The following is a 25,036-nucleotide window of genomic DNA, read 5'->3' as shown; positions in this document are numbered from 1 at the left end:
TTTTGACAGAGCAACCTAACAGAGGGCCCTATCTTGCCAGGAATGAAGCGCAGTGCTATGTGGGAAGGTGGTCGGCAATACCGCGCACCTGCTCATAATTGCGAATGACGGAACGGAGAGGTCGCTGCTCCTGTTTCTGTTTTGCTTGCGCGAGCGGTCGTATATCAACGCCGAGAAACCGCTGAATCTGCTGCATCGTAAAATCCCACTGGGAAACGAGCTCTTCATAGGAAAGATCCAGGATGGGGACGCCCTGCAGTTGGGCTTTACGGTGACTCCGTAGCTGGTGCCTCTGCTCTGCCCACGTGCGGAAGGCATCCGGATCGATTTGGAGCCGCGGACGATGCTCTGCGCTGAGAATCGGATCTCCCGCTGCCGGGTGAAACTGCCCGGTCTGCTGCGCAATGCAAAGAGAAGCATACTGTGCCAATGGGTCACGGCGCTTGAGAAAGAGCACACGAAGAGACTTCCAAATTGCCAGACGATCCCAGAAAGCTGCCCATTGGGGTTGCTCCTGGGGATCCGGTCGGAAGATCATGGCGCGGAAGCCGGCTGCACGAACACAAGCAACATCAAAGGCGGCCTGCAGCAATTCGCTGGCATTTAAGTCATGCCGACGGACTCGGGAAAGCTGGTTGTCCGGCAAATCGTTTGGATGTAGCAATTCCCCTCGACAGCAGATCTGCGGGTGCTTATTGAGACTACTCGATAGCAGGGTAGACCCGGTACGCAAATCTGCAACGATAGCAAAAGGGAGAGGGATACCTGTTGAGCACATCACCTGCCGAAGCTGGGGACTATATTCAAACTCATAAGCGATTTGCCAACTATTCCACTATCTGCCCTCTTTAGGTAATCCCGGGCTTCACCCAATTCCGGCAACTGGGCGTCAGCCTGCCGCCACTGCTGTTCAAATTGCTTGTAGAACTTAACCGCGCTCTGAGTATCCCCACTATGAGCTGCGGCGCGCGCTGCGCCCAACAATGAACGCGCGCGATTTGGATGCCGGCGTAGGGAAATTGCAAACTGCTCGACGGCTTCTTGCGGGCGGCCCGCGCGCAGCAGAATCTCGCCAAACAATTCGTGGGATGGCTTAATCACCAGAGGTGGCCCTGATGGTGGCGGCATTGCTTCCTCCAGCGCCGTAGCCTTCTGCATCATTCCCATCGCCTTATCAAAGTCGTTCTTCGCGGCGGCGGTTATAGCCTCGATCTCCCATTCCTGAACCTCGGTCATCCCACCTATTTCAGCAATGAAAGGCTCCGGCGCACCCAAGGCCTTTTCCCGAATTGCTTGCAATTCAGTTATGCTTTTCTGGGCTTGGGGAGAATTTTTCACAGCGGCTGCCAGAGCGCGCGCGAAGATCGCCGGAGTCTGGACGATGGCCAGGTTAGTCTGTATCGGGTTAGAGCTGCTGTCAGTCTGAGCCTGTATCCCCCCGCCCTTCGGCAGCAATTGCTCCGCTGCTTCCCAGCGCTCGGTCTCCACCACAAAAATCGCCGCCATAGCAGCGTGAGTGAATGTTCCAAATATGAGATTGCGCGGGTCGTCTTGGGGAAATTGCGCAAGGCTTTCCCCCATTAATGTGAGCTGTTCTTTTGCCTTATCATAGCGGCCCTGTTGCAGGTAAATGTACATCAGCCAGCGCAAACTGTGGTAACTGCGCTCACTAATTGGCAAATTCTGTTGCTGTATCCACTGGTTCGAAGCCTCCCAGGACGCTTCATTTGAGGCGGCGGCTTCCGGCCACATCCCAAGTTGCAGGAAAATATGAGAAGGCATGTGCAATGCGTGCGGCGCTTGGGGGGCAATTTCAGCATAGCGCCGCGCAGCGTCGAGCGCCAGGTGGGCGTGCGCAGGGTCGTCATAAGCGTGGATGAGGTAATGGGCCGCGCCGGGATGATAGGGATTTTCCTTGTAAACCGCCGCAACGATTTCACCCGCGTGCCAACGAGTCTGCGCACCGGCGGGGTCTTCCGACCGAACAGTCCCCATTAGCGCAAGTGCATAGAAGAGCGCCGCCTCTGGATCATTCGGGTAATCTCGGTAGATTTTCTCCATCGCCGCTGCATAGCCCTTGTCGCGCGCCAGCCTATTGCCTTCGCCATACAAAACCCTGACTGCATTTAACCAAGCGCGTTCACGGGCCGTCAGCTTTGGCGTGATTTTGATGTTCTCGATCACCTTGCGCACAACCTCAGTCTCTTGCGGGTCGCCCCAGATCGGATGATTATGGGCCATCGCCTCGCCCCAATAGCCCATCATGCAGTTCGGATCAACGCGGGTGGACTCGCGAAATTCATCAAGCGCCAGCGGATACCAGAAGGAATGCAATGCAGTCACGCCCCGCACGAAATGCCCTTGAGCCTGGGGCGAGCAAGAAGTTGGGAAAACGACCGTGTCTACTTTGACCGACTCGGCTCCCTGAAACTGCTCAGTCGACTTTGAATGCAGCTCGGCTGTATAGGCGGCCAATACTGCTGTCACTAAGGAGAGTAGTAATAACAACGCTCTGTCTGAGGATCGGCTCAATGACATAGGATCACTCATCGCTATTTTCATTTTTCACTTCCCTGATTAAGGAGTACAGCACTCTCCCTCTCTAGACCAACACATCTAACTCTAAAATACCTTCACAGGCGTAAAAATCACACCCTAGAAGAATTATCCCCTTTGATCTGCACCACTGTCCTTCCCCGATGGGTTCCCGCCAGCATTTCCTCAAAAACGGGCAATAGCTTATCCAGGGAAACTACTCCAGTGACAATCTGATGGAGGTGCCTGGGACGTAAATCTGTAGCTAGTCGCTGCCAAATACGTTGGCGCAAAGGCATGGGGCAGTCCGCAGAGGAAATTCCCAAAAGGCTCACTCCACGCAGAATAAAGGGCATAACCGTGGTGTGCAGCTCGCTTCCTCCTGCCAGACCAATACTGGCGATATTGCCCCAGGGCAATACGGTCCGCGTGAGCCAGCCCAATATTTCCCCCCCGACGGTATCAATGGCCCCGCCCCATTGGCCTTTTTCCAGGGGATGTTGGCCTATCTCTAATTCTTGTCGAAATAGAATTTGGGAAGCTCCCAAAGTTTCTAAATCTTCAGCCGCCTCCCACTTACCGGTCAGAGCGACCACTTTGTAACCCAACCCTGCTAACATATTAATGGCCAGATTCCCAACTCCTCCCGTCGCGCCTGTAACCAGGATAGGACCCTGAACCAACTGCTGCCCGTTGTCCTCCATTCTTTGAATCGCCAAGGCGGCGGTAAAGCCCGCCGTTCCCAAGGCCATAGCGTCATACAGGCTTAACCCTTCCGGCAAGGGTACCGCCCAGTCTGCCGGCACCCGAACATATTCGGCATAGCCGCCGTCGTGATCACTGCCCAACCCATAGCCGGTAACCACCACTTTATCCCCTGGATGAAAGCGGGGATCATCTGAGGACTCCACGACTCCTGAGACATCAATGCCGCCCACCAGGGGGAAACGCCGCAGAATCTTGCCTTTGCCAGTAGCCGCCAAGGCATCCTTATAATTGGCACTGGAATAATGGGACCGGATCACCACCGAACCGGGAGCCAGATCCTCTAAGCGCAAGGTTTCCAGCCGGGCATGGATAGCACCCTTTTCCTGGTCAATTTGCAAACCCCGAAAGGATTCCATCAGTGTTCCTCCTTTGATTTAGTGCCCCTGGAGTTCCGGCCGATCCCGGAAATAGTCCAAGGCTTCTGGATTGGCCAAGGCGTCCAGATTTTTCACGGGACGGCCATGGATCACCTGGCTGACCGCTAACTCCACCAGTTTGCCACTCAGGGTTCGAGGCATATCCGGGATTTGAATCACCTTGGCCGGCACATGGCGGGGCGAGGTGTGGTCACGAATGGTCTGTTTAATGCGAGTAATGAGGGCCTCGTCCAACGTCCGGCCTTCCCGGAGGGTCACGAACAAAATAATCCGCACATCCCCCTGCCAAGATTGCCCAATGGCCAGACTCTCGAGAATCTCAGGTAATTTTTCTACCTGGCGATAAATCTCGGCGGTGCCAATCCGCACCCCCCCCGGATTAAGCACCGTGTCGGAGCGGCCATAAATCATCAAGCCACCATGGGCCGTGAGCTCAGCATAATCCCCATGGGTCCAGACTCCAGGGAATCGTTCGAAATAGGCCCCCCGGTACTTTTGACCCTCTGGATCATTCCAGAAAAAAACCGGCATGGAGGGAAAGGGAGCGGTGCACACTAGCTCCCCTTTCTGTTCCTTGATGGAACGACCTTCCTCATCAAAGATCTCCACCTTCATCCCCAAGCCCCGGCATTGCAATTCGCCCCGATAGACGGGAAGGATGGGATTGCCTAGGGCGAAGCAGGACACAATGTCGGTACCGCCGGAAATGGAAGATAACTGAAGATCTCCTTTAATGTCCCGGTACACATAGTCAAAAGATTCGGGCGCCAAGGGAGAGCCCGTGGAAAGAATGGCCCGAAGCCTAGCAAGATCATGGGTGCGCGCCGGCTGGACCCCGGCTTTTTCTAATCCCGACAGATACTTGGCACTGGTGCCAAAGACAGTAATTCCTTCCTCAGCGGCCATATCCCATAAACTCTCTGGTCGGGGATAAAAAGGCGCCCCATCATAGAGCACCACGGTAGCCCCCGTGGCCAGGGCGCTGACCAGCCAGTTCCACATCATCCAGCCACAGGTGGTGTAATAGAAGATCCGATCTTCCCGTTGCAGATCCGTATGGAGCACCAATTCCTTGAGATGCTGGATTAGGGTCCCGCCGGCTCCATGGGCAATACATTTGGGCACTCCAGTAGTCCCCGAAGAATACAAAATATAAATGGGATGATCGAAAGGGAGCTGGACAAAAGAGAGCTGAGGATTTCCCCCTCCTCCCGCAACGGCCTCATAATTTTGAGCCTTGGGGATTGAGGTCAGGTCTGGTGAAGGGTGGAGATAAGGCACCACAATCACCTGCTGAAGGCTAGGCAAAGACCCCATGATTTTGGTAAGGCGAGGCAGGGAATCAATGGGCTTGCCCTTGTAATCATAACCATCGGCGGCAAACAACACTTTAGGCTCGATTTGTCCAAAACGATCCAGTACCCCATTGATGCCAAAATCCGGCGAGCAAGAAGACCAAATGGCGCCTAGGCTAGTGGTGGCCAACATGGCGATAACGGTCTCCGGTCTATTGGGCATCCACCCTGCCACCCGATCGCCGACATCCACGCCAGCCCCTTTCAAGACCTCGGCCAAGCGCGCCACTTGGAGATAAAGTTCTTGATAACTGAGGGAGCATCTACGGCCATCTTCGCCGCGAAATACCAGGGCCGGTCTTTCATCTCGGTAGCGCAGCAGATTCTCGGCAAAATTCAACCGGCTACCCACAAACCAGCGCGCCCCCGGCATCTGGTCGCCCCCTTTTAGGACGGTCTCCCAGGACTGAGAAGCCTGCACTTCACAGAAATGCCAAACCGCCGCCCAAAAATCCTCAGGTTGCTGGATCGACCAGGCATAAAGGGAGGGGTAATCTGCGATCTTAGCCCCGAATTGATCCTGGACAGTGCGCAGAAACCGAGTCAGCTGGGCCTGCTCCACCTGAGTGCTCGATGGTTTCCACAGTAGTTCCTGCATGGGTATTCTCTGGCAACTAGCCGGGCTTAAGCCCATAATCCGTTAAAATCGATGCCACTCTTAAAATATATAGACCATGAACCTAAAAGCAGGCTGCCCATTATTGCTTCAAAAAACACTTTCATCTCGTCTGCCCATTATCCGCTCCGTACATAAATGCACTATGTAAGACCTGACCCCTAAATAGACCCCTAAACTCTCTTTTCGGTGTATCCCATGTTGGTAATACTACTTGAATGCAGAATACAAGTGGTCTCGTGTCCCGCGAAGTTCATGTAAGTGCTTTAAGAACGCCTCTGGTGCCCCTTTGTACAATGTGCCGCCACCGACAGATGTAGTTCCTATGCGTTGTTGTATTTCTTGGAAAGATATTTCAATTTGGTCGTGCATGAAGAGCAGAAATTGTCGAATCCTGGGTGTACAAGAGCTTATATCTAGAGATCCAAATTTTCTTGCCATCGTCTTAAACGGATAAATTCGCCACGAGCCATGCAGGTAGCCCGCGTAGCCGTCGAACGGCATTTTTCCTTTCGTGTCCCTTGTCATCACGGCTCGTTCCTTATTGCCCGTTCGCCAGTCAAAATAATCCACCATCGGCTGTGGATTGTAGTACCATAATTGCAGATTCTTCGGATATCCAACGCGCTCGGCGATACCAATCATTTTACGTACGCGTTCTCCGGGCTTACCGGGAATATCCTTAGCTAACAGGGCTGCGCATCGAACCACGTTGGCCATGATCTTTGCTGCGTCACCCCGTACTTTCTCCGGAGCAAATTCAAAGACTCGTTTCCACTGAATCAAAACGCTACGGTTCACAGCTCTGTTTTTAGACGTGAGGTTATCGGCAAAATACAGGCCCATTTTGCCTGGACCGAAACGTATCTTGGTCTTGGCTGGTATCTTTGGAGCAATCAATTTAGCAACTTCGGTGGCGCGGGAGCGTCGCAAGGCTTCATTATTATTCTCTTGGCCAACACAATCACTAAGTCCTGTTACGAGTATTTTGTCAGGGGGATACGCCTGCAACTTTTTCAGCCACTCTTTTAGCAACTTTTCCCTACGTGTGGAAGCCTTTACCTCGCTTCGACCAACTGCAAAATCTGCAATTACAAGCCACCCACCCTTGGTCATAAACACGTCTTGCTTCAAGTGACCATGTTGGGTACGTGATTTCGCTACTTCGCCTGGTTTGTAGCCTACGCATATCATCACCTTCAGGCGTTTCCAGCTGTTAGGCCCGATAATGCCGTCAGGTTTTAGACCATGTTTTTCCTGCCAGCGAGCAACGGCTCTGGGAAAATCACTCTCCGGCCACATTGAAGGAACCCAGAACTTTGATACCACCAAGTAACCCTCAATACGGTCACGATATTCCTCCCATCCTAGATTTTTGGCATATCGGGCATTCAGGCGGATGGCTCGATTTACACTAGCTGCGTTAAGCTTCCTCTGGATAAGCGCTTCACTTTCTTCTTCGGTCAGTTCGTCGAATAACTCGACAGGCTCTACTTCATTGAGATACTCTTCAGGCTCCTCTTCCGACCCAACAGCGAATTCTGCTTTTTCGAGAGCCAGAGACTCCTCTTCTGCAAAGGGCGCTTCAGCCTCAGGGAACTCCTCTGCTTCTTCTGCCTTTCCTTCAACAAACAAAAGCTCTCCCCTCTCAGCATAAGGCTCCTCAAGCAGTTCCTCCCCTGCCCGGGACTCAATGTTCTGTAGTCCGCTAAATTCCTCTCCTAAGAGCATTTTACCTTCCGCGATAGTCTCCTCGAGACCGTATCCATCGATACCCTCCTCTTCGTCGAATGCCTCGGATGATTCGACCTCTGGTTGGATCGTCGGCTTCATCGAAACGCCGAAAATCCACTCCGAGAGATGCTGCGCCCGAGCTGTATGAATGGTGGCATTGCGCTTGGTCTGATATGGTTTGCGAGGAATGTTTTTGCGAACCAGGATGTCCTCCCCTTTCAGGGCTCTGGCGAGATGCTTGGTTGCCCCTCCGACTCCTGCGTTGAATGCCATTCGGATAAGTGCCCATTGCGTCTCCAACGGGAGCTTGTCGAAGTCTCCGCGTAGCTTTGCGGCCTCTTCGCGAAGCCGGATTTCGCCGTACTTCAGATAGACCGCACTAGCGAGAAGAGCGTCAGGCCCGGAATCGAACTTAATCGTTTTGACCAATCTCGGTTCCTTTGCGTCATTCAGGTGCTCCACAGGCTTTTGTTTTCGATCCCAGCCGATCTTCGCGTAAGCTGAAACCCGCCGCGCGATCGCATGCCGCCTGTCGTAGAAGTCGTCCACTCCGATGCGGTAAGAACTGACTTTGTCATTTGTAAGGTAATCATTTCTGGTGCCGGTTTCGGCGAGCAGGGTCGCAGCCAGCAAGCCCGCATTCAAGCCAGCCTGTTTGGCAGCATGTTCGATGATGTCCTTAAATCTCCTTCCACTCTTTCCCCAGAACTGTCGGTGGTCAGCGGCAACCTCTTTGCCGGAGACGACGAGGGCGGGATTTTCCGCAAACTTCTGAATCGCCGACCAGACCTCACGGTTGCGGATGGTGATCCACTCACGGCTCAGTTGTTTGAACTTCGGATGCTTCGGAGTTAGCTTGCCACCTGCGAGTTCGGGATGCCGTGCAAAGAATATAAGGTTCGTCAGTTTGTTCTCATCACGCCAGCCTTCCTCTATCGCTAGCTTGAGAGCGCCAGCCCAATCGCGGTTGTGAAGTGCGTCAGCAATACCGGGGGAGAGCTCGTACTCCAACCTCTCGTCAATTTCTTCGTCCAGGAACGCTTTGAGCATATTGTGAAAGTGTTCGGTCTCGGCAAAATCCTCCTCTTCCCCGGACGGCTCTAGTCGCTCGGTAAACCATTTAGGAGGCGGCTCAGTTTCCGACCCTTCTAACGCATCGATCCTTTCATCAGTAAGGAGCGATTTTTCCAGTTCTTCTTCGCGCTCTAGCTCAACAAAGAACTCTTCCTCTTCTTCTAGTTCCTCGCCTATTTCCCCCTCGCGAATATCCTCTCTGAATCCTTCAGCTTCCTCGGCCTCGGATTCGCGTAAATCATGCGGCATCGATCTTTCAAAAACATGCAGGAAAGGACTTTCCATCTTAAACGTTTCTAAGCGGGTATCCAGATTCTCTTCTTTCGCTAATTCAGCATATGAAAACAGCTCTTCATCAAGGAATGGTGAAGCAGGGTCAGCTTTTGAGCCGGACTGGGACGAATATCCCTCAGCATGTTTCTTTTGCGAATCCATAGCTAGCCGTTAAACTCCCTATCGAGATCTAGTCATTCAGTACAGGTTGTCAATTCGACGTAACTTTCCTGGCCTTCAAATCATGCCCCGTAGTAATCGACCAATGGGTAATAATCGTCCTGATATCGGCCTCTGGCCCACCAGGCACTGGCGTGTAAAGTGCGGGTACCGCTCCAGGATCATTGTAAATACCCGTCTCGATCTGAATCAGAATCCTAGAAATCGCATCAGCCATATCGAAGAAATTTTTTGATAAGGCGTGCGCAGGCAAACCGACTCGCTGGGCGATTTTGTGCAGTCTTTGCTCGGGACTGGTTCCTTCTGCGCGAAGTGATAACACAATCGGAGAATCAAATTCCAAGGTAAGCTGAAACCAGGCCATCATGGAAACAAAGAAAAATTCTTCACGGGCTAGATTACTGCCTAGTCGGCGCGTCACCAGCATATCATGGAGTTTTTCGGCGAGATTGGCTATTTCCGCATTATCAGTGGGGTTGGAACCACTCGTGTTATTAACGTTGATGATACCCAGCCACACTTCACGGAGAAATTCCTCGAAAATATATACAAATTCAGTATTGGCTGCCTTGGCCTTTTCGTAAGGTATCTTATCTTCGCCTTGATGATTCAGATCCATACCGAACATTCGGTAATAGACGTTGCGGCGGATGGAACAAAGATTAGGGCGAATAAAGCTGCCCAGTGAATAGATAAAAAACGACGCTGGTTCCTTGTAAAAAAGCTCTTCTGTGTTACGCAACCAATGCTCAGCACCTTCAATGGGAACGCCTAATTGCTCACCATGTCGAAATTCATGTAATACTTTGCGGAAGATCTCATAGACCCGCGTGTTTTCAACCATGTAAGCATAGATGAGGTGATCCCACATTACACAACGGGGGAGATCTCGGGGCTCTGAGCAAGGATTGTTAGGCGGGGGATTTACGGCTTCAACTTGGGGACCCGGAGTTTCACAAATCGTTTGAATATTTTCTTCGGTACAAGCAAAAAATTTGAGCAAATAGTTGGGCAGCCCAGGAAGATTGCTTCGCCGAAAGGGATGTCCTTGCGAGACCTCATCATGTCTTCTTAATTCCCAAGCTTGTTCTAATAAGGCGGCTAACTCCACCGGGTGTAGCCGGAAAAGTTTTCGCGCCCCCTCGCCCATCGATCCCGGAAAAGACCCTGCAAATTGTCTGAACATTTTTTATCCCTCCTGTGACACTGTGGCAGCAAAGAAAAACTATTCCTCCTCCTTCGCGCGTGCTCTCGGATTAATAGGAGGCAGGTGCCATGTGGGAGGTTCTATCTTTGGATTGAGTTGTATAGGTACCCTAAGCGCAATTTTAATGGCCTTGAATTGTTCAATCGCCTGGTCCGGTAAGCTGCCTTTTTCGAAGGGTTGCCTGGTCCGCGTCTGAACCAAACCTTGGACTTCTTCAAAAATACCCGTAAGCAATTGGACAATTTCCTGAGTATCCGCCCCTTGCTCCGTCCCAGATCCTGCTGAGCCGCCTTTTTTTGATTTATGATTTTCGTCTGTCATGATTTATTACCTCCTTAACAAAACACTACAATCAAGCTGCTTTTAACGACGCGCCTAACTGGAGCATCCACGCTTCCTGTTTTTTCAGTATCTCGGCGGATTGTTCCGGCATCGTAGCCACCTGCAAGCCGGTAAGCGCCAGCAAGCGCAGAGCTTCCGTCCATATCCAATGCATTGAAGTGTAAAGCGCAGGGCCTAATTGCCGCTCAAGCTGTATCAGGCTTTCTGGACTCACACGAGAGGGGTCGATCAGCATACTGAGTGTTCGTCCCCGAAAAGCCCGCATGGGTGTCCGCAGCACAATGTGGACCACCTTCGACAGTAACGCCAACGATTGTTGTAGTAGCTTGCCCGGTAAAGGCCTGGCGTTCTTCAGAGAATGGGTTTTGGTCCAGGCATGCGCCAGATCGTCCCATGGCCCTGTCCCATAAAACTGCCGACACATCTCTATGCCTAATAGGACGCGGATATAGCTAACGGGATGGGGATCGCCTAAACGATGTCGGAAGACTAAGGCGTCGCTCCCGGACAATACATCGTGAAGTCCGGCTACAGCGGCATAGCCAGTATGAGCAAAGGCGAAAGCATCCGCTGCGATCTCGCTGGCCCATCCCGCCCACATCTCAGCCACTTCAGGTGACACATCTGCAAATGCTTCTTCCAGCACGGTAGCCAATTCATCATTCCAACCCACAATGTGGGCGACCTGATGGCCTGTTTCATGGATCAGCGCCGTAGGGCGATAAAGGTTGTGATAGACAATTTTTATCGCCGCAGCCGGGCTTTCTGTATGCTGGTCCCAAAGCCGAAGCCCTGCTTTCAGAATCGAAGCGCCTAATCCCTTATCCACATAAGTTAAAACCAAAGGGATCGGCTTATCTATGGGGTCAAGAACCTGTGCCATGCTGCGGTAGGCCAGCATATCACAGGCCCGAAGCAGCGCTGCCAGGTGGGGATTCGTTCGGGTGTTTATCGCGTCGGCGTAAAAATCCAGCGTAATTTCGGTGCGCAGGTAACGCTTGCGAAAATCGGCCAATTGCCGGTGGACCTGATTCAAAGCGTTATCGTCATGCGCCGCGTTTAAGGCGGTATGAAGCCGATCACCCTGGCGGAGCAGCCGATCGACCATCTCTCTCAATCTTTGGCGAACCGTCGTGCCAAGATAGCGTTCTAACCCTTCCCAGGCGCTCGGTGCAATGAGACTCTCAAGTTCGCCCAGCCTAGACGCCGCCATGGTCCAATGTCCAATCTGGCGGACAAGCTGCGCCCGCGTTACATTGTCATTCACCGTAGTATCCTGGAATGGTTTGTACGCGGATTTCCGGCATGGCTTCGGAGAAATCTATATTGCGCAGGTCTATCGTTTTCCTTTTCAAAGCGTCGCGAAGGGCTGGCAAACCGGACAGATTATCCAGGGTTATTGCCAAGGTGACGCCATCGGTCGGATCTTCGGTGGCAATGATAAAGCTCTGCGGCTGCTCCCGGAAGTAATGACTCAACCCTTTTCCCAGCCATTCTTTTAGTTTCATCACCAAGTTTTCTTTGACGGACGGGGGGACTTCCATCAGCGCAGCGCCACGCGCGTTTTGTGGCATCATGGCCTCATGGATAATTTTTATATGGCTACATACCCCGCCGGTTAACGCATGTTTCAGGCCAGATTCTATACCCGAGCTCAACGAAGTCATCACCACACCGAGTGGTATTTGCCGACGTAGCTTAACAGCGATATCCTGCGCCTTGGTTTCGCTAAGAAAGTGGCAAACTCGAATCTGCTGCCGGGCAAAATCCAGGATGATCTTAACTGTACTACAACGCCTCATCGTTGCGTTGGCGCCGGCCATAGGTATCATCCGGGCCCGTGCGCCTGGGATTTCCAAATAATAGAAACGTTGCCCAATGCCTGTCACACGGCGGTTGTCGAGGTACTCAGGCGACATCGTACGCCCCAGCCCAGGCTGCCCGAGCAATATTCCAGCCGCCTCAGGAGTCAAGGGGTGTAATTGGGAATAGGCGTAATTTGCAGTCATTCCCAAGCCAGGAGTGTTTTGCTCGTTTTTACTGATTTGCGGGAGCATGGCGCCGGGCAGCATTTCGTAGAGGTGCACCTTAGCCTCAATATCTTTACCTGACGAAAGTCCAAGTTGCTCCTGCATAATTTCCGCCAGAGGGATATCACCGTAAGTTTTAACAGCTCGCAGCTTCTGGGGAGAAAGTTTGGCATTTAAGATTCGGCTGTATTTTTTATAAAATTTTCTCCCGCGCAATGGCTGGAGTATCCAGGTCGCCCTAAGGCCTTTCGTCTCGCGCAAGTCTGGCCGCTTGAGATAAGCTTCTTCCGGAAGAACTTCAGGCAAATTGCGCGTCGCGGCCTGCTCAAAAGCTTCCAGCACATAGCCTTCTAAGAGTTCTTCATCGTCCAATACATAATCGGGCAGCGTGGCGACCTGCTGTATCGTATCTTCAACCGTCGTCGCAACCGCGGCACCTGCCGCTCGGATTGCATCTTCTTCCGTTGCTTCAAGGTTAATTAACCGGAGGCCGGCATCGACAATCGCTTTCGATAAGGGACGAACATACTTGCGCCCGACAAAGCGTTTAATCAGTCTTGCGACATATTTAGCTAGGAAATTGACGAGTTTCGGTCGTCCAAGGAAGCGTATACCCAATTTCACAAGAGGCAAGATAGCAGGAATAAAGTTCTCGACAAGCGGAGTTGGGTCATCTCCTTCTTCTAATTCAAGGACTCCTTCGATAAACCGCTCACGGGCATAATCCAAGTCGCCCACGGGATCGGCGGCGGGTTGCCGATCTTCGGAAATCACTTCCGCCAGCATAAGTTCCTGTTCTGTTTCATCCTCGGAGAACAATAGATTCGCCAGCATCAAATCGAATTCTTGCTGGAACTGACCGATTTCACCCACAGTATCCTCGCCCCCTTCGAACGCTCGTTGATCTTCAATTTCTTTTTGGAAGCCCAGCCGCTTGGCCAGGATTTGGGCCATAGGCTGATATTTCTTAGGTAATTTTTTGATCGCAAAGGTTATGACTTTTTTAATCCACGGTTTTATATATTTTTTAAGTTTTTTCAGGGCAAATCTGAAAGCTTTTTTCGCCAGCGCCTTACCTTTTTTCTTGACCCAATCAATCCCCTTTTTGAGTGCTTTTTTAACTTTCTTTTTTGCCCAACCAAAAATGTTTTCAAAGGCGGGTGAAAGCGGCTGACTGGGCGCATAGTGGTCAATGAAAGCATCTATTTCAGTCTCAGTCATAGCTTCGAGATCACGGCGGTCGATATCATCGGCCATTGTCTCCAGAAGCACCTCTAACTCGCCGACTAATGGCGAAAAATGCGCCTCCAAAATACGTTCGGCCTCCATTGCCTGTTCGGCTGGATGCCGGTACTTGGAAACAAACTGATTGTCATATAGCTCGGAGGCTTCAGTGACCAGTTCAAAGACAGCTTCATCGAATTCTTCATCGTATAGTTCAGAAACGAATTGCACGAACTCTTCAGATTCCGGATCAACTCTTTCCTCGCCGTCTTCCATTTCATAAACAGAAACAAAAGGGCTGACAGACTGAAGCGGAGCTGAAGGCAGAGCGTGTTCCTGATTTGTTTCAGCCTCTGGAGCTGAAAAGCTGGTCACATCAAGAAACGGTGATTGGGAAGTCTTGGCGGGCTGGGACATGAATGCCTCCTTATACTTTCTTTGACCATCATGTATGTTTTTGGCGCGGCATCAGGAAAAATACCTAGAACGCGAACACTTACGATAGCCGTCTCAAAGCTTGAATGGGGCGATTTCATCGCGTAGCAACTGAATAAGTACCTCGGCAACAATTCTCCGGTAGCGGAGCAAATTCTCGGCAAAGATCAACCGGCTGCGGCTGCCCACAAGCCAGTGCGCCCCCGGCATCTTATCGCCATTTTCTAGGACGGTCTCCCAGGATTGGGAAGCTTTACTTCACAGAAATCCCACACCGCTGTCCAAAAGTTCTCAGGTTACTGGATCGACCAGGCGTAGCGGGTGGGATAATCCGCAACCTTAGCGCCGAATTGATCCCGGACAGGGCGTAAAAATCGGGTCATCTGGGCCTGCTCCATCTGGCTGCTCGACGGTCTCCACGGGGGGGAAAGCGGGCTTAGGCTCGTAATCTGTTAAAATCAACGCCGGTTTCAATCTCTACCTTGATCAATATATAGACCATAACGCCTAGCGCGGGTAATCACTTTTCCTTGGGGAGAAGCTACCCTTGCATGCGGTCCCCAATAAAAATACTCAGGAGCATTCTCCACGATGGAACACGGCTTTGATTTTACCCCGGTGCTGATTTTCCTGACGGCCGCGGTGGTGCTGGTGCCCCTGTTTCAAGCCCTAGGGGTCAGCCCCATCCTTGCCTACTTGGCTGCTGGCACCATCATCGGCCCCCATGTCCTGGGGTTAATCAAGGAAGTGGACAATATCGCCCATGTAGCAGAATTTGGGGTCATCTTTCTTTTGTTCGCCATTGGTCTGGAATTATCCATCCTCCGTTTAATGAGCATGCGCCGAGAAGTTTTGGGTCTGGGCACCGTTCAGGTACTCCTGACCGCCCTGCTGATAGGCTATGGAGCTCATAAATTGGGCAGTTCCATGGAAGCTGCGGTTCTGATTGGCGGCGGTTTAGCCTTTTCCTCAACCGCCATGGTGATACAGCTCCTAGCCGAGCGGGGCGAAAACACCAGCCGCACCGGCCGCGGTGCCTTTGCCGTGCTGTTGTTTCAGGACTTGGCGGTGGTGCCTTTTATGGCCCTACTGCCCCTCTTGGCCGGCGATGGTGGCGATATTGGGAAAGCCCTGGGACTAGCGGGAGCCAAAGCGGTGTTCGCCCTCTTGATGATTTTTCTCGTCGGCCGCTTCCTGCTCGGCCCCCTCTATCATCTGGTGGCCCACACCCATAATCGTGAACTCTTCGTCGCCACCACTTTGCTCATCGTATTGGGCACCAGCTGGGCCACGGGCCGTATGGGATTGTCAATGGAACTGGGGGCCTTCCTGGCGGGGCTACTGTTGGCCGAAACCCGATACCGACACCAGGTGGAAGGCGACATCAAACCCTTTAAAGGGTTATTCCTGGGCCTTTTCTTCATGTCGGTGGGGATGACGATTGACTTACAGCTGGTATGGACTCAAATCGGTACGGTGCTGCTGTTGCTGGCGGGCCTGTTAAGCTTGAAATGTGCAGTGCTTGCCCTGCTTTGCCGGCTGTTTGGCTTTCCCATGGCCATTGCGGTTCATATCGGGTTATTGCTAGCACAAGGCGGCGAGTTCGCCTTCGTGCTCTTTGGCTTTGCCGTGGATCTAGGGATTATCCCAGGGGAGATTGGCCAACTGCTGTTGGTGACGGTCAGCCTTAGCATGGTGCTAACTCCCTGGCTGGCAAGCCTGGGCGCCTATTTCTCCCGCCGGCTAGCTCCGCCACTGGCCAACCAAAAGGAACGCATTCAAAGCGCTAGCGAGGATTTGCGCAACCATGTCATCGTGGGAGGATTTGGACGGGTGGGGCAAACAGTGGCCCGTCTGCTGCAAGATTACAATGTGCCCTATATTGCCCTTGATGTCGATCCTCTCAAGGTCACCCAAGGACAAATACAAGGCTATAGCATCTATTATGGCAGCGCTGCCCAAATTGATGTGCTCAAAGCTGCGGGTTTGGAATGGTCCCGCTTGCTGGTGATGACTCTGGATCAAGATCCAGAAAAGATCCAATATTTAGTGAGCGACTTGCATCGTTCCCACCCTGATTTAGAAATATTGGTGCGGGGGCGGGATCAAATCCAGAGCAGACAACTCCACCAAGCCGGCGCCACCGCCGTCATCCCTGAAGCCCTGGAGGCCAGTTTGCAGCTTTCTAGCTTGGCTTTAAAATGCTGGGGCATTCCGCCGGAAGCCGTAGAACAGACCTTAGAGGAAATACGCCGCGAGGATTATGCCCCCATAGTAGCTTTGCTCGCCGAACGGCAAAAAACAGCAGAGGGATGATAAAGGGCACCTCTAAGGCCTTGGCTTGCACTTCAAACCGCGGCGGTGATTTCCGGGCTCCGAAGATCACTCGATGGACCAAACCAGCGGGTCGGCCCACTGGACCCAAGAAAAAAGCAGGGCAGAGGCAACGATATGTATCAAGGTCCCTAACCGCCACTTCGGCGAGGGCTAACACCAGTACCAACACTGCTATGACTACCGTGATAACTGATGGTTCATCGAATCACGGGGCGGGGTTGTTTCAAACCACCTGCTTCAAGCGGCCCAGCCCCGCGCGCCCCACCCGGCTTTGATTCTCACGCCCCAGCGCTTGGCAAATATGGCGGCCCACCCCGATAAGTCTTTCCAGATCGACCCCCGTTTCAATGCCCATTCCTTGCAGCATATAGATCACTTCCTCCGTGGCCACATTGCCCGTGGCTCCTTTGGCATAAGGACACCCGCCTAAGCCCGCTACGGCACTGTCGATGACGGCGATCCCCAACTCTAGGCAGGCAAAAATATTGGCCAACGCCTGGCCGTAGGTGTCATGGAAATGCACCGCTAACCGCTCTAGGGGAACCTGTTCCGCCACCGTCGCTAGCATCCGCTGAGCCTGTAAGGGAGTCCCCACCCCAATAGTATCCCCTAGACTGATCTCATCAGCTCCCAGCTCGGCCAACTGTCGAGCCAAGCGGGCTACCTGGCGGGTCGACACCGCACCCTCGTAGGGACAACCCAGAACACAGGAGAGATAAGCCCGTACCCCTAACTGTCTCTCCCGAGCCTCGGTAATCACCGGTTGATAACGTTCTAGGGATTCGGCTACGGAACAATGGATGTTCTTTTGGCAAAAAGTATCTGTTACCCCCGTAAACACGGCAATATCCGCGACTCCCGCAGCAAGCGCCCGTTCCAATCCAGCCCGATTAGGCACCAGCGCTGGATAGCGCACTCCCGGCTGGCGTTGAAGGCCAGTATAGACTGCCTCAGCGTCAGCCAGTTGGGGCACCCAACGGGGACTGACAAAGCTGGTCGCCTCGATGACGGGCAATCCCGTCCCGGATAATTGATGAATAAACTCAATTTTAGTAGCCGTCTTCACCCTGCCTGGTTCGTTTTGCAGGCCGTCGCGGGGACCCACTTCGACCATTTTGACTTGGCTGGGAAAAGCGTTCATCGAGGCGTTAATCCCGCCAGCGGGGTAGGCGTTTTTCTAAAAAAGCAGCCATACCTTCCTGCCCCTCCGGAGAACTCCGCAGGCGGGCGAGCAACTCCGCGGTATATTCCCGTAAGCTCTCTCCCCCTGGCTCGAGACGGGACAGCAATCGTTTGCATTCGACCAGAGCCAGCGGTCCTGCCTTAAGGAGTCGGCTTACCTGGGCTTCCACCGCACCATCCAATTCCTCCCTATCCTCCACCTGATGCACTAAGCCCATCTGGAAGGCAAGCATGCCGTAGATGGTTTCACCGTTCAAAAGAAAACGCCGCGCCTGACGAGGACCGATGGCCGCAACCACATAGGGAGCAATGATCGCTGGGGCCAAACCAAGCTGAATCTCCTTGAAAGCAAATTCGGCGCTAACAGTGGCGATGGCAATATCGCAACAGACGACTAACCCGATAGCTCCCCCGTAAGCAGAGCCATTAATCCGGGCAATAGTGGGTTTGGGCAGGCGGTTCAGGACATGCATCAAAGCAGCCAGCTGCCGTGCCTCTTGGCGGTTGGTTTCTTCTTCCTCCAAACCCATGGCTCGCATCCAATGAAGATCGGCCCCACTGGAGAAAGTGTCCCCTTGGCCGGTCAACACCAATACCCGGATAGTTTCATCTTTAGCTATGGCTTGGAGCCGCTGGAGTAAAAGATTGACCATTTCTCCGTCCAGGGCATTATGCCGAGCCGGAGCATTAAGGGTGAGCGTACATACACCACGCTCATCGGTTTCTACTCGAAGCAGTTCTTGTTTCATCATCCTATCCTACATGCGGAACACCCCATAATGGGTTTCTTCTATGGGCGCGTGGGAAGCTGCCTGGAGCGCTAGCCCCAACACTGTTCGCGTCTCAGCCGGATCGACAACACCATCGTCCCAAAGCCGAGCAGTAGCAAAATACGGATGGCCCTGAATCTCGTACTGTTCCCGGATGTCCGCCTTAAAGTTCTTTTGTTGAGCCTCGCTCCAAGACTCTCCCCGGGCTTGGAGACTCTCGGCCTTAATGATCCCCAGCACTTCTGCCGCCGTATCTCCGCCCATGACTGAAATCCGGGCATTGGGCCACATCCAAAGCAGGCGAGGCCCATAAGCCCGACCACACATGGCATAGTTACCGGCACCGAAGGAGCCGCCTATGATCACTGTAAATTTGGGCACCTTGGCACAGGCGACCGCATGCACCATTTTGGCTCCATCCTTAGCAATGCCCCCATGCTCGTACTGCTTGCCCACCATAAACCCGGCGATGTTTTGCAGAAAAACTAGGGGAATGTGCCGTTGGGTACACAGCTGAATAAAATGGGTCCCCTTGAGGGCGGACTGGGAGAACAAAATCCCATTATTGGCCAAGATCCCCACCTGATAACCCCGAATCCGGGCAAACCCGCAAACCAGAGACTTGCCATAGAGAGCTTTGAATTCATGGAAATCAGAACCATCCACTAGGCGAGCAACCACTTCATGAACATGGTATTGATAACGGGGGTCCCGGGGAATGAGGCCATAAATCTCTTCCGGCGGGTAACGGGGTTCTACCACTGCTCCTGGGTAAAAAGAGCGGGTTTGATCTCGATAGAGCTGGGCAATCATACTCCGCGCTTTGGCCATGGCTTCGGAATCATTGGCCACCAAATAATCGCCTACGCCTGAGGTTCGACAGTGGACATCTCCACCTCCCAGTTCTTCCGCATCCACTTGATCGCCCGTGGCGACCCGGACCAATGGCGGGCCACCGAGAAAAATGGTGCCCTGGTTTTTGACAATAATCGTCTCGTCGGCCATGGCCGGTACATAGGCGCCACCGGCAGTGCAAGAGCCCATCACCACAGCAATCTGGGGAATGCCTTGGGCGGACATCTGGGCTTGGTTATAAAAGATTCGGCCAAAATGGTCCCGGTCCGGAAAGACCTGATCCTGCATGGGAAGGTAAGCGCCGCCCGAATCCACCAAATAGAGACAGGGCAAATGGTTCTCAGCGGCGATTTCCTGGGCCCGCAGATGCTTTTTCACCGTCATGGGATAATAGGTCCCCCCTTTGACCGTGGCATCATTGGCGATCACCATCACTTCCCGACCCTGGATCTGACCAATGCCGGTAATGAGGCCGGCGCCAGGGAGCGCTGTTTCATACATCCCATAGGCGGCCAAAGCGGATAACTCAAGAAAGGGGCTGCCTGGGTCCAAAAGCGCCCCGATCCGCTCCCGCGGAAGCAACTTACCCCGCTTTAAGTGCCTTTCCCGGGCAGCACCTGACCCCCCTTCTGCTACCCGCTCTAGATGAGCCTGGAGATCCTTTACCAAAGACCGCAGATGGGTATCGTTTTTGGCAAACTCCGGTGAGGACCGATCGACCTTAGTCTCGATAATGGCCATTTAATAGGCTCCATCCATAGCACGTTCCCTTCGGGCCACTGCGCAGTTCAATTTCGTTCCTGGCAAAATAATCCTGCTCATTCAGCTTCCAGGGCCAGAGCAGTGGCTTCACCCCCGCCGATACAAAGGGCAGCAATCCCCCGCTGAAGGTCCTGCTGGCGTAGGGCATGGAGTAGGGTCACCACCAACCGTGCTCCGCTAGCACCAATGGGATGGCCTACCGCGCAGGCGCCACCATTCACATTCACCTTAGCATGGTCCAGACCCAACTCCTCCATGGCGGCCAAGGTCACCACGGCGAAGGCCTCATTGATTTCATAGAGATCCGCCTCCGACCACCCAAGTTTATCCTGGAGCTTTTTGATTGCCCCAATCGGGGCCGTAGTAAACTTCTCCGGCGCCTGAGCATGGCTTGCATGGGCTACAATCCGTGCTAGAGGGGTAATCCCCAAGACAGTGGCGGTAGCCCGTTTCATCAGCAGCACGGCAGCTGCTCCATCGGAAATGGAAGAGGCATTGGCCGCGGTAACCGTTCCTCCTTCGCGAAAAGCAGGCTTCATGGTCGGGATCTTGGAAATGTCGCTCCGGCGAGGTTGCTCATCTTCATGCACCCGTTGTGCTTCCCGCCGCCCCGGAACCATCAGCGGCACGATTTCAGCCGTCAAGCCGCCATTATCCAGGGCTGCCACGGCACGCCGGACCGACTCCGCCGCATAGGCATCCTGCTGCTCCCGAGTAAAGCCATAACGATCCGCGCAGAGTTCAGCAAAATAGCCCATGCGCTGGCCGTCTCGGGCATTTTCCAGACCATCCAGAAACATATGGTCAAGCACCTGCTGATGTCCAAAACGATACCCCTGACGTGCTTTGGGCAGCAGGTAAGGGGCATTACTCATGGACTCCATCCCACCGGCTAACACCAACTCAGCCGAACCTGCCAGGCAGAGGTCATGCCCCAGCATGATGGTCTTCATGCCCGAGCCACAGACCTTATTAATGGTGGTGCACCCCACCGCCGGGGGAACTCCAGCGCCAAGGGCCGCTTGCCGCGCCGGCGCCTGACCGATGCCCGCCGGGAGCACGCAGCCCATCAACACCTCGCTAATGCGGGCAGCTTCCACGCCACTGTCAGCCAGGACCGCTTCTAATACCGCCGTGCCTAATGCCGGCGCCGACAGGGGGGAAAGTTGGCCGAGAAAACCGCCCACCGGCGTTCGTCTAGCGGCAACAATCACAATATCATTTGGGTTCATGGCCATATCCGCTGCTGTTTACTCACTTCCACTTCGGGGCCTAAGCCCCCTAATGACCCGCCACATAACTCCTATGACAGCATCCCAAGCCGGCTGGTTCCCCCTATCTGCTATTTATTAATTGATTGATTAATAAAGTATATTTTAGAAAAAGACGCCTTCTTTTCTAGCTTAGAGCTGAACTTTAAACCTCCGTTCTTACACTAAAATTAAGAATAGCCTAAGAGTTCAGTAACGCCCCTTTCAGGAGAGGTCGGCTATGGCAACGGTTACCCATCATCCTCCCGATATCCTCCCGCTGACAACGCAGTCCCCCTTGCGTTTTATCACCGCTACCTCCCTCTTTGACGGTCATGATGCGGCCATCAATATCATCCGGCGGATGCTCCAAGATCGGGGCGCTGAAGTTGTTCATCTGGGACATAACCGAAGCGTTGAAGAAATTGTCCGGGCCGCCTTACAAGAAGATGCGGATGGTATCGCCATTAGCTCCTATCAGGGTGGACACTTGGAGTTCTTCCGCTATTTGGTGGACCGCTTGCGAACCCAAGGACGGGAGGACGTGCTCGTCTTTGGAGGAGGTGGCGGCACCATCACTTCAGAGGAAGCCAGGGAGTTGGAAACCTATGGGGTGGAAAAAATCTACCTGCCCCAGGAGGGAGCCCTCCAAGGATTGGACGGCATTATCCAAGATATCATGAACCGCACCCACCAATCCCGCCGCCCCCGCGTGTTTCCAGAAAAGATCACCCTTCACAACCCAGCGGCCATTGGCCAGGCCCTCTCCCTCATCGAAGCCGGCCAATGGCAAGGCCCCAGGGCCACAGGAAAAGCGCAAGCGCATATACCGGTCATTGGTCTTACCGGCACTGGCGGCGCCGGCAAAAGCAGCCTCCTGGATGAATTACTTCATTATTTTCTGATCAGTTTTCCAGGCCTGCACCTGGCGGTACTGGCCTTAGACCCCACCCGGCACCGCACCGGGGGCGCCTTGCTGGGGGATCGAATTCGCCTGAACAGCCTGGCCAATCCCCGGATCTACCTGCGCTCCTTGGCGACCCGCAGCCGTCAGGGGGTCACCTCCGCCTCCCTGACCGAGATGGTCCCTTTCCTCAAATCCGTAGGTTTTGACCTCATTCTGATAGAAACGGCAGGCGCCGGTCAGGCGGATTCAGCAATTGTGGATGTGGTGGACTTATCGGTTTACGTGATGACTAGCGACTACGGCGCGCCTACCCAGTTGGAGAAGATCGAAATGCTGGATTGCGCCGACCTGGTGGTGTTAAACAAATTCGACAAACAGGGCGGCCAAGATGCCCTGCGGGATATTCGCAAGCAGTGGCGCCGCAACCACCTGGCATTCTCTCTTGCTGATGAACAGGTGCCCGTCTATCCCACTGTAGCCAGTGAATTCGGCAACCCAGGCGTTGCCAACCTTTTTAGCGCCCTCTGCCAAAAACTGGCAGAACGCCATCCGGAGAAGGAACAAGCGTGGAAAATAGTCATGGATCTCGCCATGTCCCCTTCCCGCCAAGAAGACATTATCCCTCCTCGGCGGGTTCGCTATCTAGCTGAAATCAGTGAACAGGGCCGCCGCCTTCGTAATGCCATCAACAAGCAAGTGAAGGCGGCCTCCCAAGCCCAGAGTTTTTACGAAAGCCTGCGGGCCCTGACCGATCCCCACCTTCCTCCCCCCCTGACCCATTATTCCCGGGAGGTGCTGAAAGAAACCCCGGAAGATCCTCTGTCCCGGCTCCGCCAGTGCTACGAAGAAGCCCTGGAACAACTGACCGAAGAAGCCCTGGAACGTTTGCAACGCTGGCCAGAAACCCGCCACAGGCTGACTAGCGAACACTATACCTATCGCGTCCGGGGACAGGAAATCCGAGGGGAAAACTATTATGAAAGTCTCAGTCACTTGCCGATTCCCAAGGTAGCCTTGCCCCGCTACCAAGATTGGGGAGAAATTCTCCGCTTTCTTCTGGAAGAAAACGTACCGGGAGAATATCCTTTCACCGCCGGCATTTACCCCTACCGGCGGACCACCGAAGAGTTAGCTCGGATGTTTGCCGGAGAAGGCACTCCCGAGCGCACCAACCGGCGGTTCCACTATCTGGTCAGCGGCCAACCTTCCATCCGGCTTTCCACCGCCTTTGACCCCATCGTCTTGTATGGTGAAGACCCTGCACCACAGCCGGATGTCTTTGGCCGAATTGGCATGTCCGGCGTGTCCGTGGCCACTGTGGATGACTTTAAAAAGCTCTTCTCCGGCTTCGATCTATGCCAACCCAACGCCTCGGTGTCCATGACCATCAATGGTCCGGCCCCCATGATATTGGCCTGGTTCCTCCACACCGCCATCGACCAACAAGTGGAAAAGTACCTACGCCACCAGGGGCAGTGGGAATCAGCACAGCAACAGATCAAGGCCCTCTACCGGGATCAACCTCGCCCCGGCTATCACGGCGACTTGCCCCCAGGACACGATGGCTTGGGGTTGGGGCTGCTCGGTGTCTCCGGCCAACAATTACTGCCGAGGGAGACCTATGGACAGCTCCGCACCGATGTCCTTAGCCGTATCCGAGGCACCGTTCAAGCGGATATTTTGAAAGAAGATCAGGCCCAAAACGAATGTATTTTCGCGACCGATTTTGGCCTTCGTCTGATGGGGGATATTCAAGAATATTTTATCAACCACCAAATACGCAACTATTACACTGTTTCCATCAGCGGCTACCATATTGCCGAAGCCGGCGCCAATCCCATCACTCAACTGGCTTTCACCCTGGCTAATGGGTTTACTTTGGTGGAGTATTACCTCTCCCGGGGCATGGCCATCGACGACTTTGCCCCCCAAATGAGTTTTTTCTTCAGCAATGCTCTCGACCCGGAGTACGCCGTAATCGGCCGGGTGGCGCGGCGCATCTGGGCTCGCGCCATGCGGGAACGCTATGGCGCCTCCCCCCGCAGTCAACTGTTGAAATACCATATCCAAACTTCTGGACGCAGCCTTCAGGCCCAAGAGATCAACTTCAATGATATCCGCACCACCTTGGAAGCCTTGTACGCCATTTACGACAACTGCAACAGCCTGCATACCAATGCCTATGACGAAGCGGTGACCACCCCCACGGAAGAATCGGTACGCCGGGCCCTAGCTATTCAGCTCATCATCAATCGGGAACTAGGACTGAACTACAATCAAAATTTTCTCCAGGGTTCTTTTCTCATCCAGGAACTCACCCAACTGGTGGAAGAAGCCGTCTATCAGGAATTCGATCGGCTTTCCGAACGGGGCGGCGTGCTAGGGGCAATGGAAACCAATTATCAGCGCAATAAGATCCAAGAAGAAGGTCTCTACTACGAAAGCCGTAGGCACCAAGGCAGTCTACCCATTGTAGGGGTCAATACCTTCCCCTCTCCTCACCCGGAAGAGGCCCTATCAGCAGGCAAACTCACCCGCTCCACCAGAGAAGAAAAACAAGCCCAAGTGGAAGCCGTTGAACTCTTCAAACGCCACCACTCCGCTCAAGCCAAGACAGCCCTGACACAACTCCAGCAGGTGATCCGCCACGGCGGTAATAGCTTTGAGGAACTGATGCACACCGTGCAGCACTGCACTCTAGGGCAAATGACCCATGCCCTTTATGGCGTGGGGGGACAATATCGGCGACGGATGTAAAAAACCAGCCTGCCTCCTATAGTCACGGCTAAAGTATGCGGAAAGCCAATGCTAAGACTAGGGTGG

Annotated in this window: 16 protein-coding genes; 2 read left to right on the top strand and 14 right to left on the bottom strand. The window is 53.6% G+C overall.

Features of this window, described 5'->3' with window-relative positions:
- Positions 1–55: 55 nt before the first annotated feature.
- The 10 genes from E3U44_RS09745 to E3U44_RS20350 form a co-directional block, all read right to left on the bottom strand.
- Positions 56–778 carry a sulfotransferase gene (locus tag E3U44_RS09745; RefSeq protein ID WP_166805052.1) on the bottom strand — a complete coding sequence of 241 codons (723 nt, stop codon included), beginning with the start codon at positions 776–778 and terminating at the stop codon, positions 56–58.
- Entirely contained in the window at positions 778–2,562 is a 1,785-nt protein-coding gene (locus E3U44_RS09740) for a tetratricopeptide repeat protein (RefSeq protein WP_134357951.1), read from the bottom strand. The genes E3U44_RS09745 and E3U44_RS09740 overlap by 1 nt, the downstream gene beginning before the upstream one ends.
- A gap of 86 nt (positions 2,563–2,648) precedes the next feature.
- Positions 2,649–3,659: an oxidoreductase gene (locus E3U44_RS09735; protein WP_134357950.1), complete on the bottom strand. Its 1,011-nt coding sequence runs from the start codon at positions 3,657–3,659 to the stop codon at positions 2,649–2,651.
- 18 nt (positions 3,660–3,677) lie between these two features.
- Positions 3,678–5,633 (bottom strand): acetoacetate--CoA ligase, encoded by a 1,956-nt coding sequence (locus E3U44_RS09730; protein WP_134357949.1) that lies wholly within the window; start codon positions 5,631–5,633, stop codon positions 3,678–3,680.
- 228 nt (positions 5,634–5,861) lie between these two features.
- The gene (locus E3U44_RS19610; RefSeq protein ID WP_206054939.1) at positions 5,862–8,894 is read right to left on the bottom strand and encodes a hypothetical protein; all 3,033 of its coding nucleotides are present in this window, start codon (positions 8,892–8,894) and stop codon (positions 5,862–5,864) included.
- A gap of 49 nt (positions 8,895–8,943) precedes the next feature.
- Complete coding sequence (locus E3U44_RS09720; RefSeq protein ID WP_134357948.1) at positions 8,944–10,098, bottom strand: hypothetical protein; 1,155 nt, start codon at positions 10,096–10,098, stop codon at positions 8,944–8,946.
- A 39-nt stretch (positions 10,099–10,137) separates the two neighbouring features.
- Complete coding sequence (locus E3U44_RS09715) at positions 10,138–10,440, bottom strand: hypothetical protein (RefSeq protein ID WP_134357947.1); 303 nt, start codon at positions 10,438–10,440, stop codon at positions 10,138–10,140.
- Between the two features lie 31 nt (positions 10,441–10,471).
- Positions 10,472–11,728: a hypothetical protein gene (locus E3U44_RS09710; RefSeq protein ID WP_240761796.1), complete on the bottom strand. Its 1,257-nt coding sequence runs from the start codon at positions 11,726–11,728 to the stop codon at positions 10,472–10,474.
- Positions 11,721–14,132 carry a hypothetical protein gene (locus E3U44_RS09705; RefSeq protein ID WP_134357946.1) on the bottom strand — a complete coding sequence of 804 codons (2,412 nt, stop codon included), beginning with the start codon at positions 14,130–14,132 and terminating at the stop codon, positions 11,721–11,723. The genes E3U44_RS09710 and E3U44_RS09705 overlap by 8 nt, the downstream gene beginning before the upstream one ends.
- A 93-nt stretch (positions 14,133–14,225) precedes the next feature.
- Positions 14,226–14,360 (bottom strand): hypothetical protein, encoded by a 135-nt coding sequence (locus E3U44_RS20350; RefSeq protein ID WP_276321978.1) that lies wholly within the window; start codon positions 14,358–14,360, stop codon positions 14,226–14,228.
- Between the two features lie 381 nt (positions 14,361–14,741).
- Here E3U44_RS20350 and E3U44_RS09695 point away from each other — a divergent pair, with 381 nt between their 5' ends.
- Positions 14,742–16,466, top strand: coding sequence for a monovalent cation:proton antiporter-2 (CPA2) family protein (locus tag E3U44_RS09695; RefSeq protein ID WP_134357945.1), 1,725 nt, complete (start codon positions 14,742–14,744; stop codon positions 16,464–16,466).
- Between the two features lie 244 nt (positions 16,467–16,710).
- Here the strand turns inward: E3U44_RS09695 and E3U44_RS09690 are convergent, their stop codons facing one another.
- The 4 genes from E3U44_RS09690 to E3U44_RS09675 all read right to left on the bottom strand — a co-directional run bounded on the left by E3U44_RS09690 (position 16,711) and on the right by E3U44_RS09675 (position 21,288).
- Complete coding sequence (locus E3U44_RS09690; RefSeq protein ID WP_134357944.1) at positions 16,711–17,628, bottom strand: hydroxymethylglutaryl-CoA lyase; 918 nt, start codon at positions 17,626–17,628, stop codon at positions 16,711–16,713.
- A gap of 7 nt (positions 17,629–17,635) precedes the next feature.
- Positions 17,636–18,421: an enoyl-CoA hydratase-related protein gene (locus E3U44_RS09685; protein WP_134357943.1), complete on the bottom strand. Its 786-nt coding sequence runs from the start codon at positions 18,419–18,421 to the stop codon at positions 17,636–17,638.
- 6 nt (positions 18,422–18,427) lie between these two features.
- Complete coding sequence (locus E3U44_RS09680) at positions 18,428–20,035, bottom strand: carboxyl transferase domain-containing protein (protein ID WP_134357942.1); 1,608 nt, start codon at positions 20,033–20,035, stop codon at positions 18,428–18,430.
- Positions 20,036–20,112: 77 nt separating this feature from the next.
- Complete coding sequence (locus E3U44_RS09675; RefSeq protein ID WP_134357941.1) at positions 20,113–21,288, bottom strand: acetyl-CoA C-acyltransferase; 1,176 nt, start codon at positions 21,286–21,288, stop codon at positions 20,113–20,115.
- 259 nt (positions 21,289–21,547) lie between these two features.
- Here E3U44_RS09675 and E3U44_RS09670 point away from each other — a divergent pair, with 259 nt between their 5' ends.
- Entirely contained in the window at positions 21,548–24,970 is a 3,423-nt protein-coding gene (locus tag E3U44_RS09670) for a methylmalonyl-CoA mutase family protein (RefSeq protein WP_134357940.1), read from the top strand.
- Positions 24,971–25,036 lie beyond the last annotated feature (66 nt).

It is taken from the genome of Nitrosococcus wardiae, assembly GCF_004421105.1.
GTDB lineage: Bacteria > Pseudomonadota > Gammaproteobacteria > Nitrosococcales > Nitrosococcaceae > Nitrosococcus > Nitrosococcus wardiae.
Note: the sequence above shows the minus strand (reverse complement) of the source record. Positions and strands in the feature narration are given on the sequence as shown.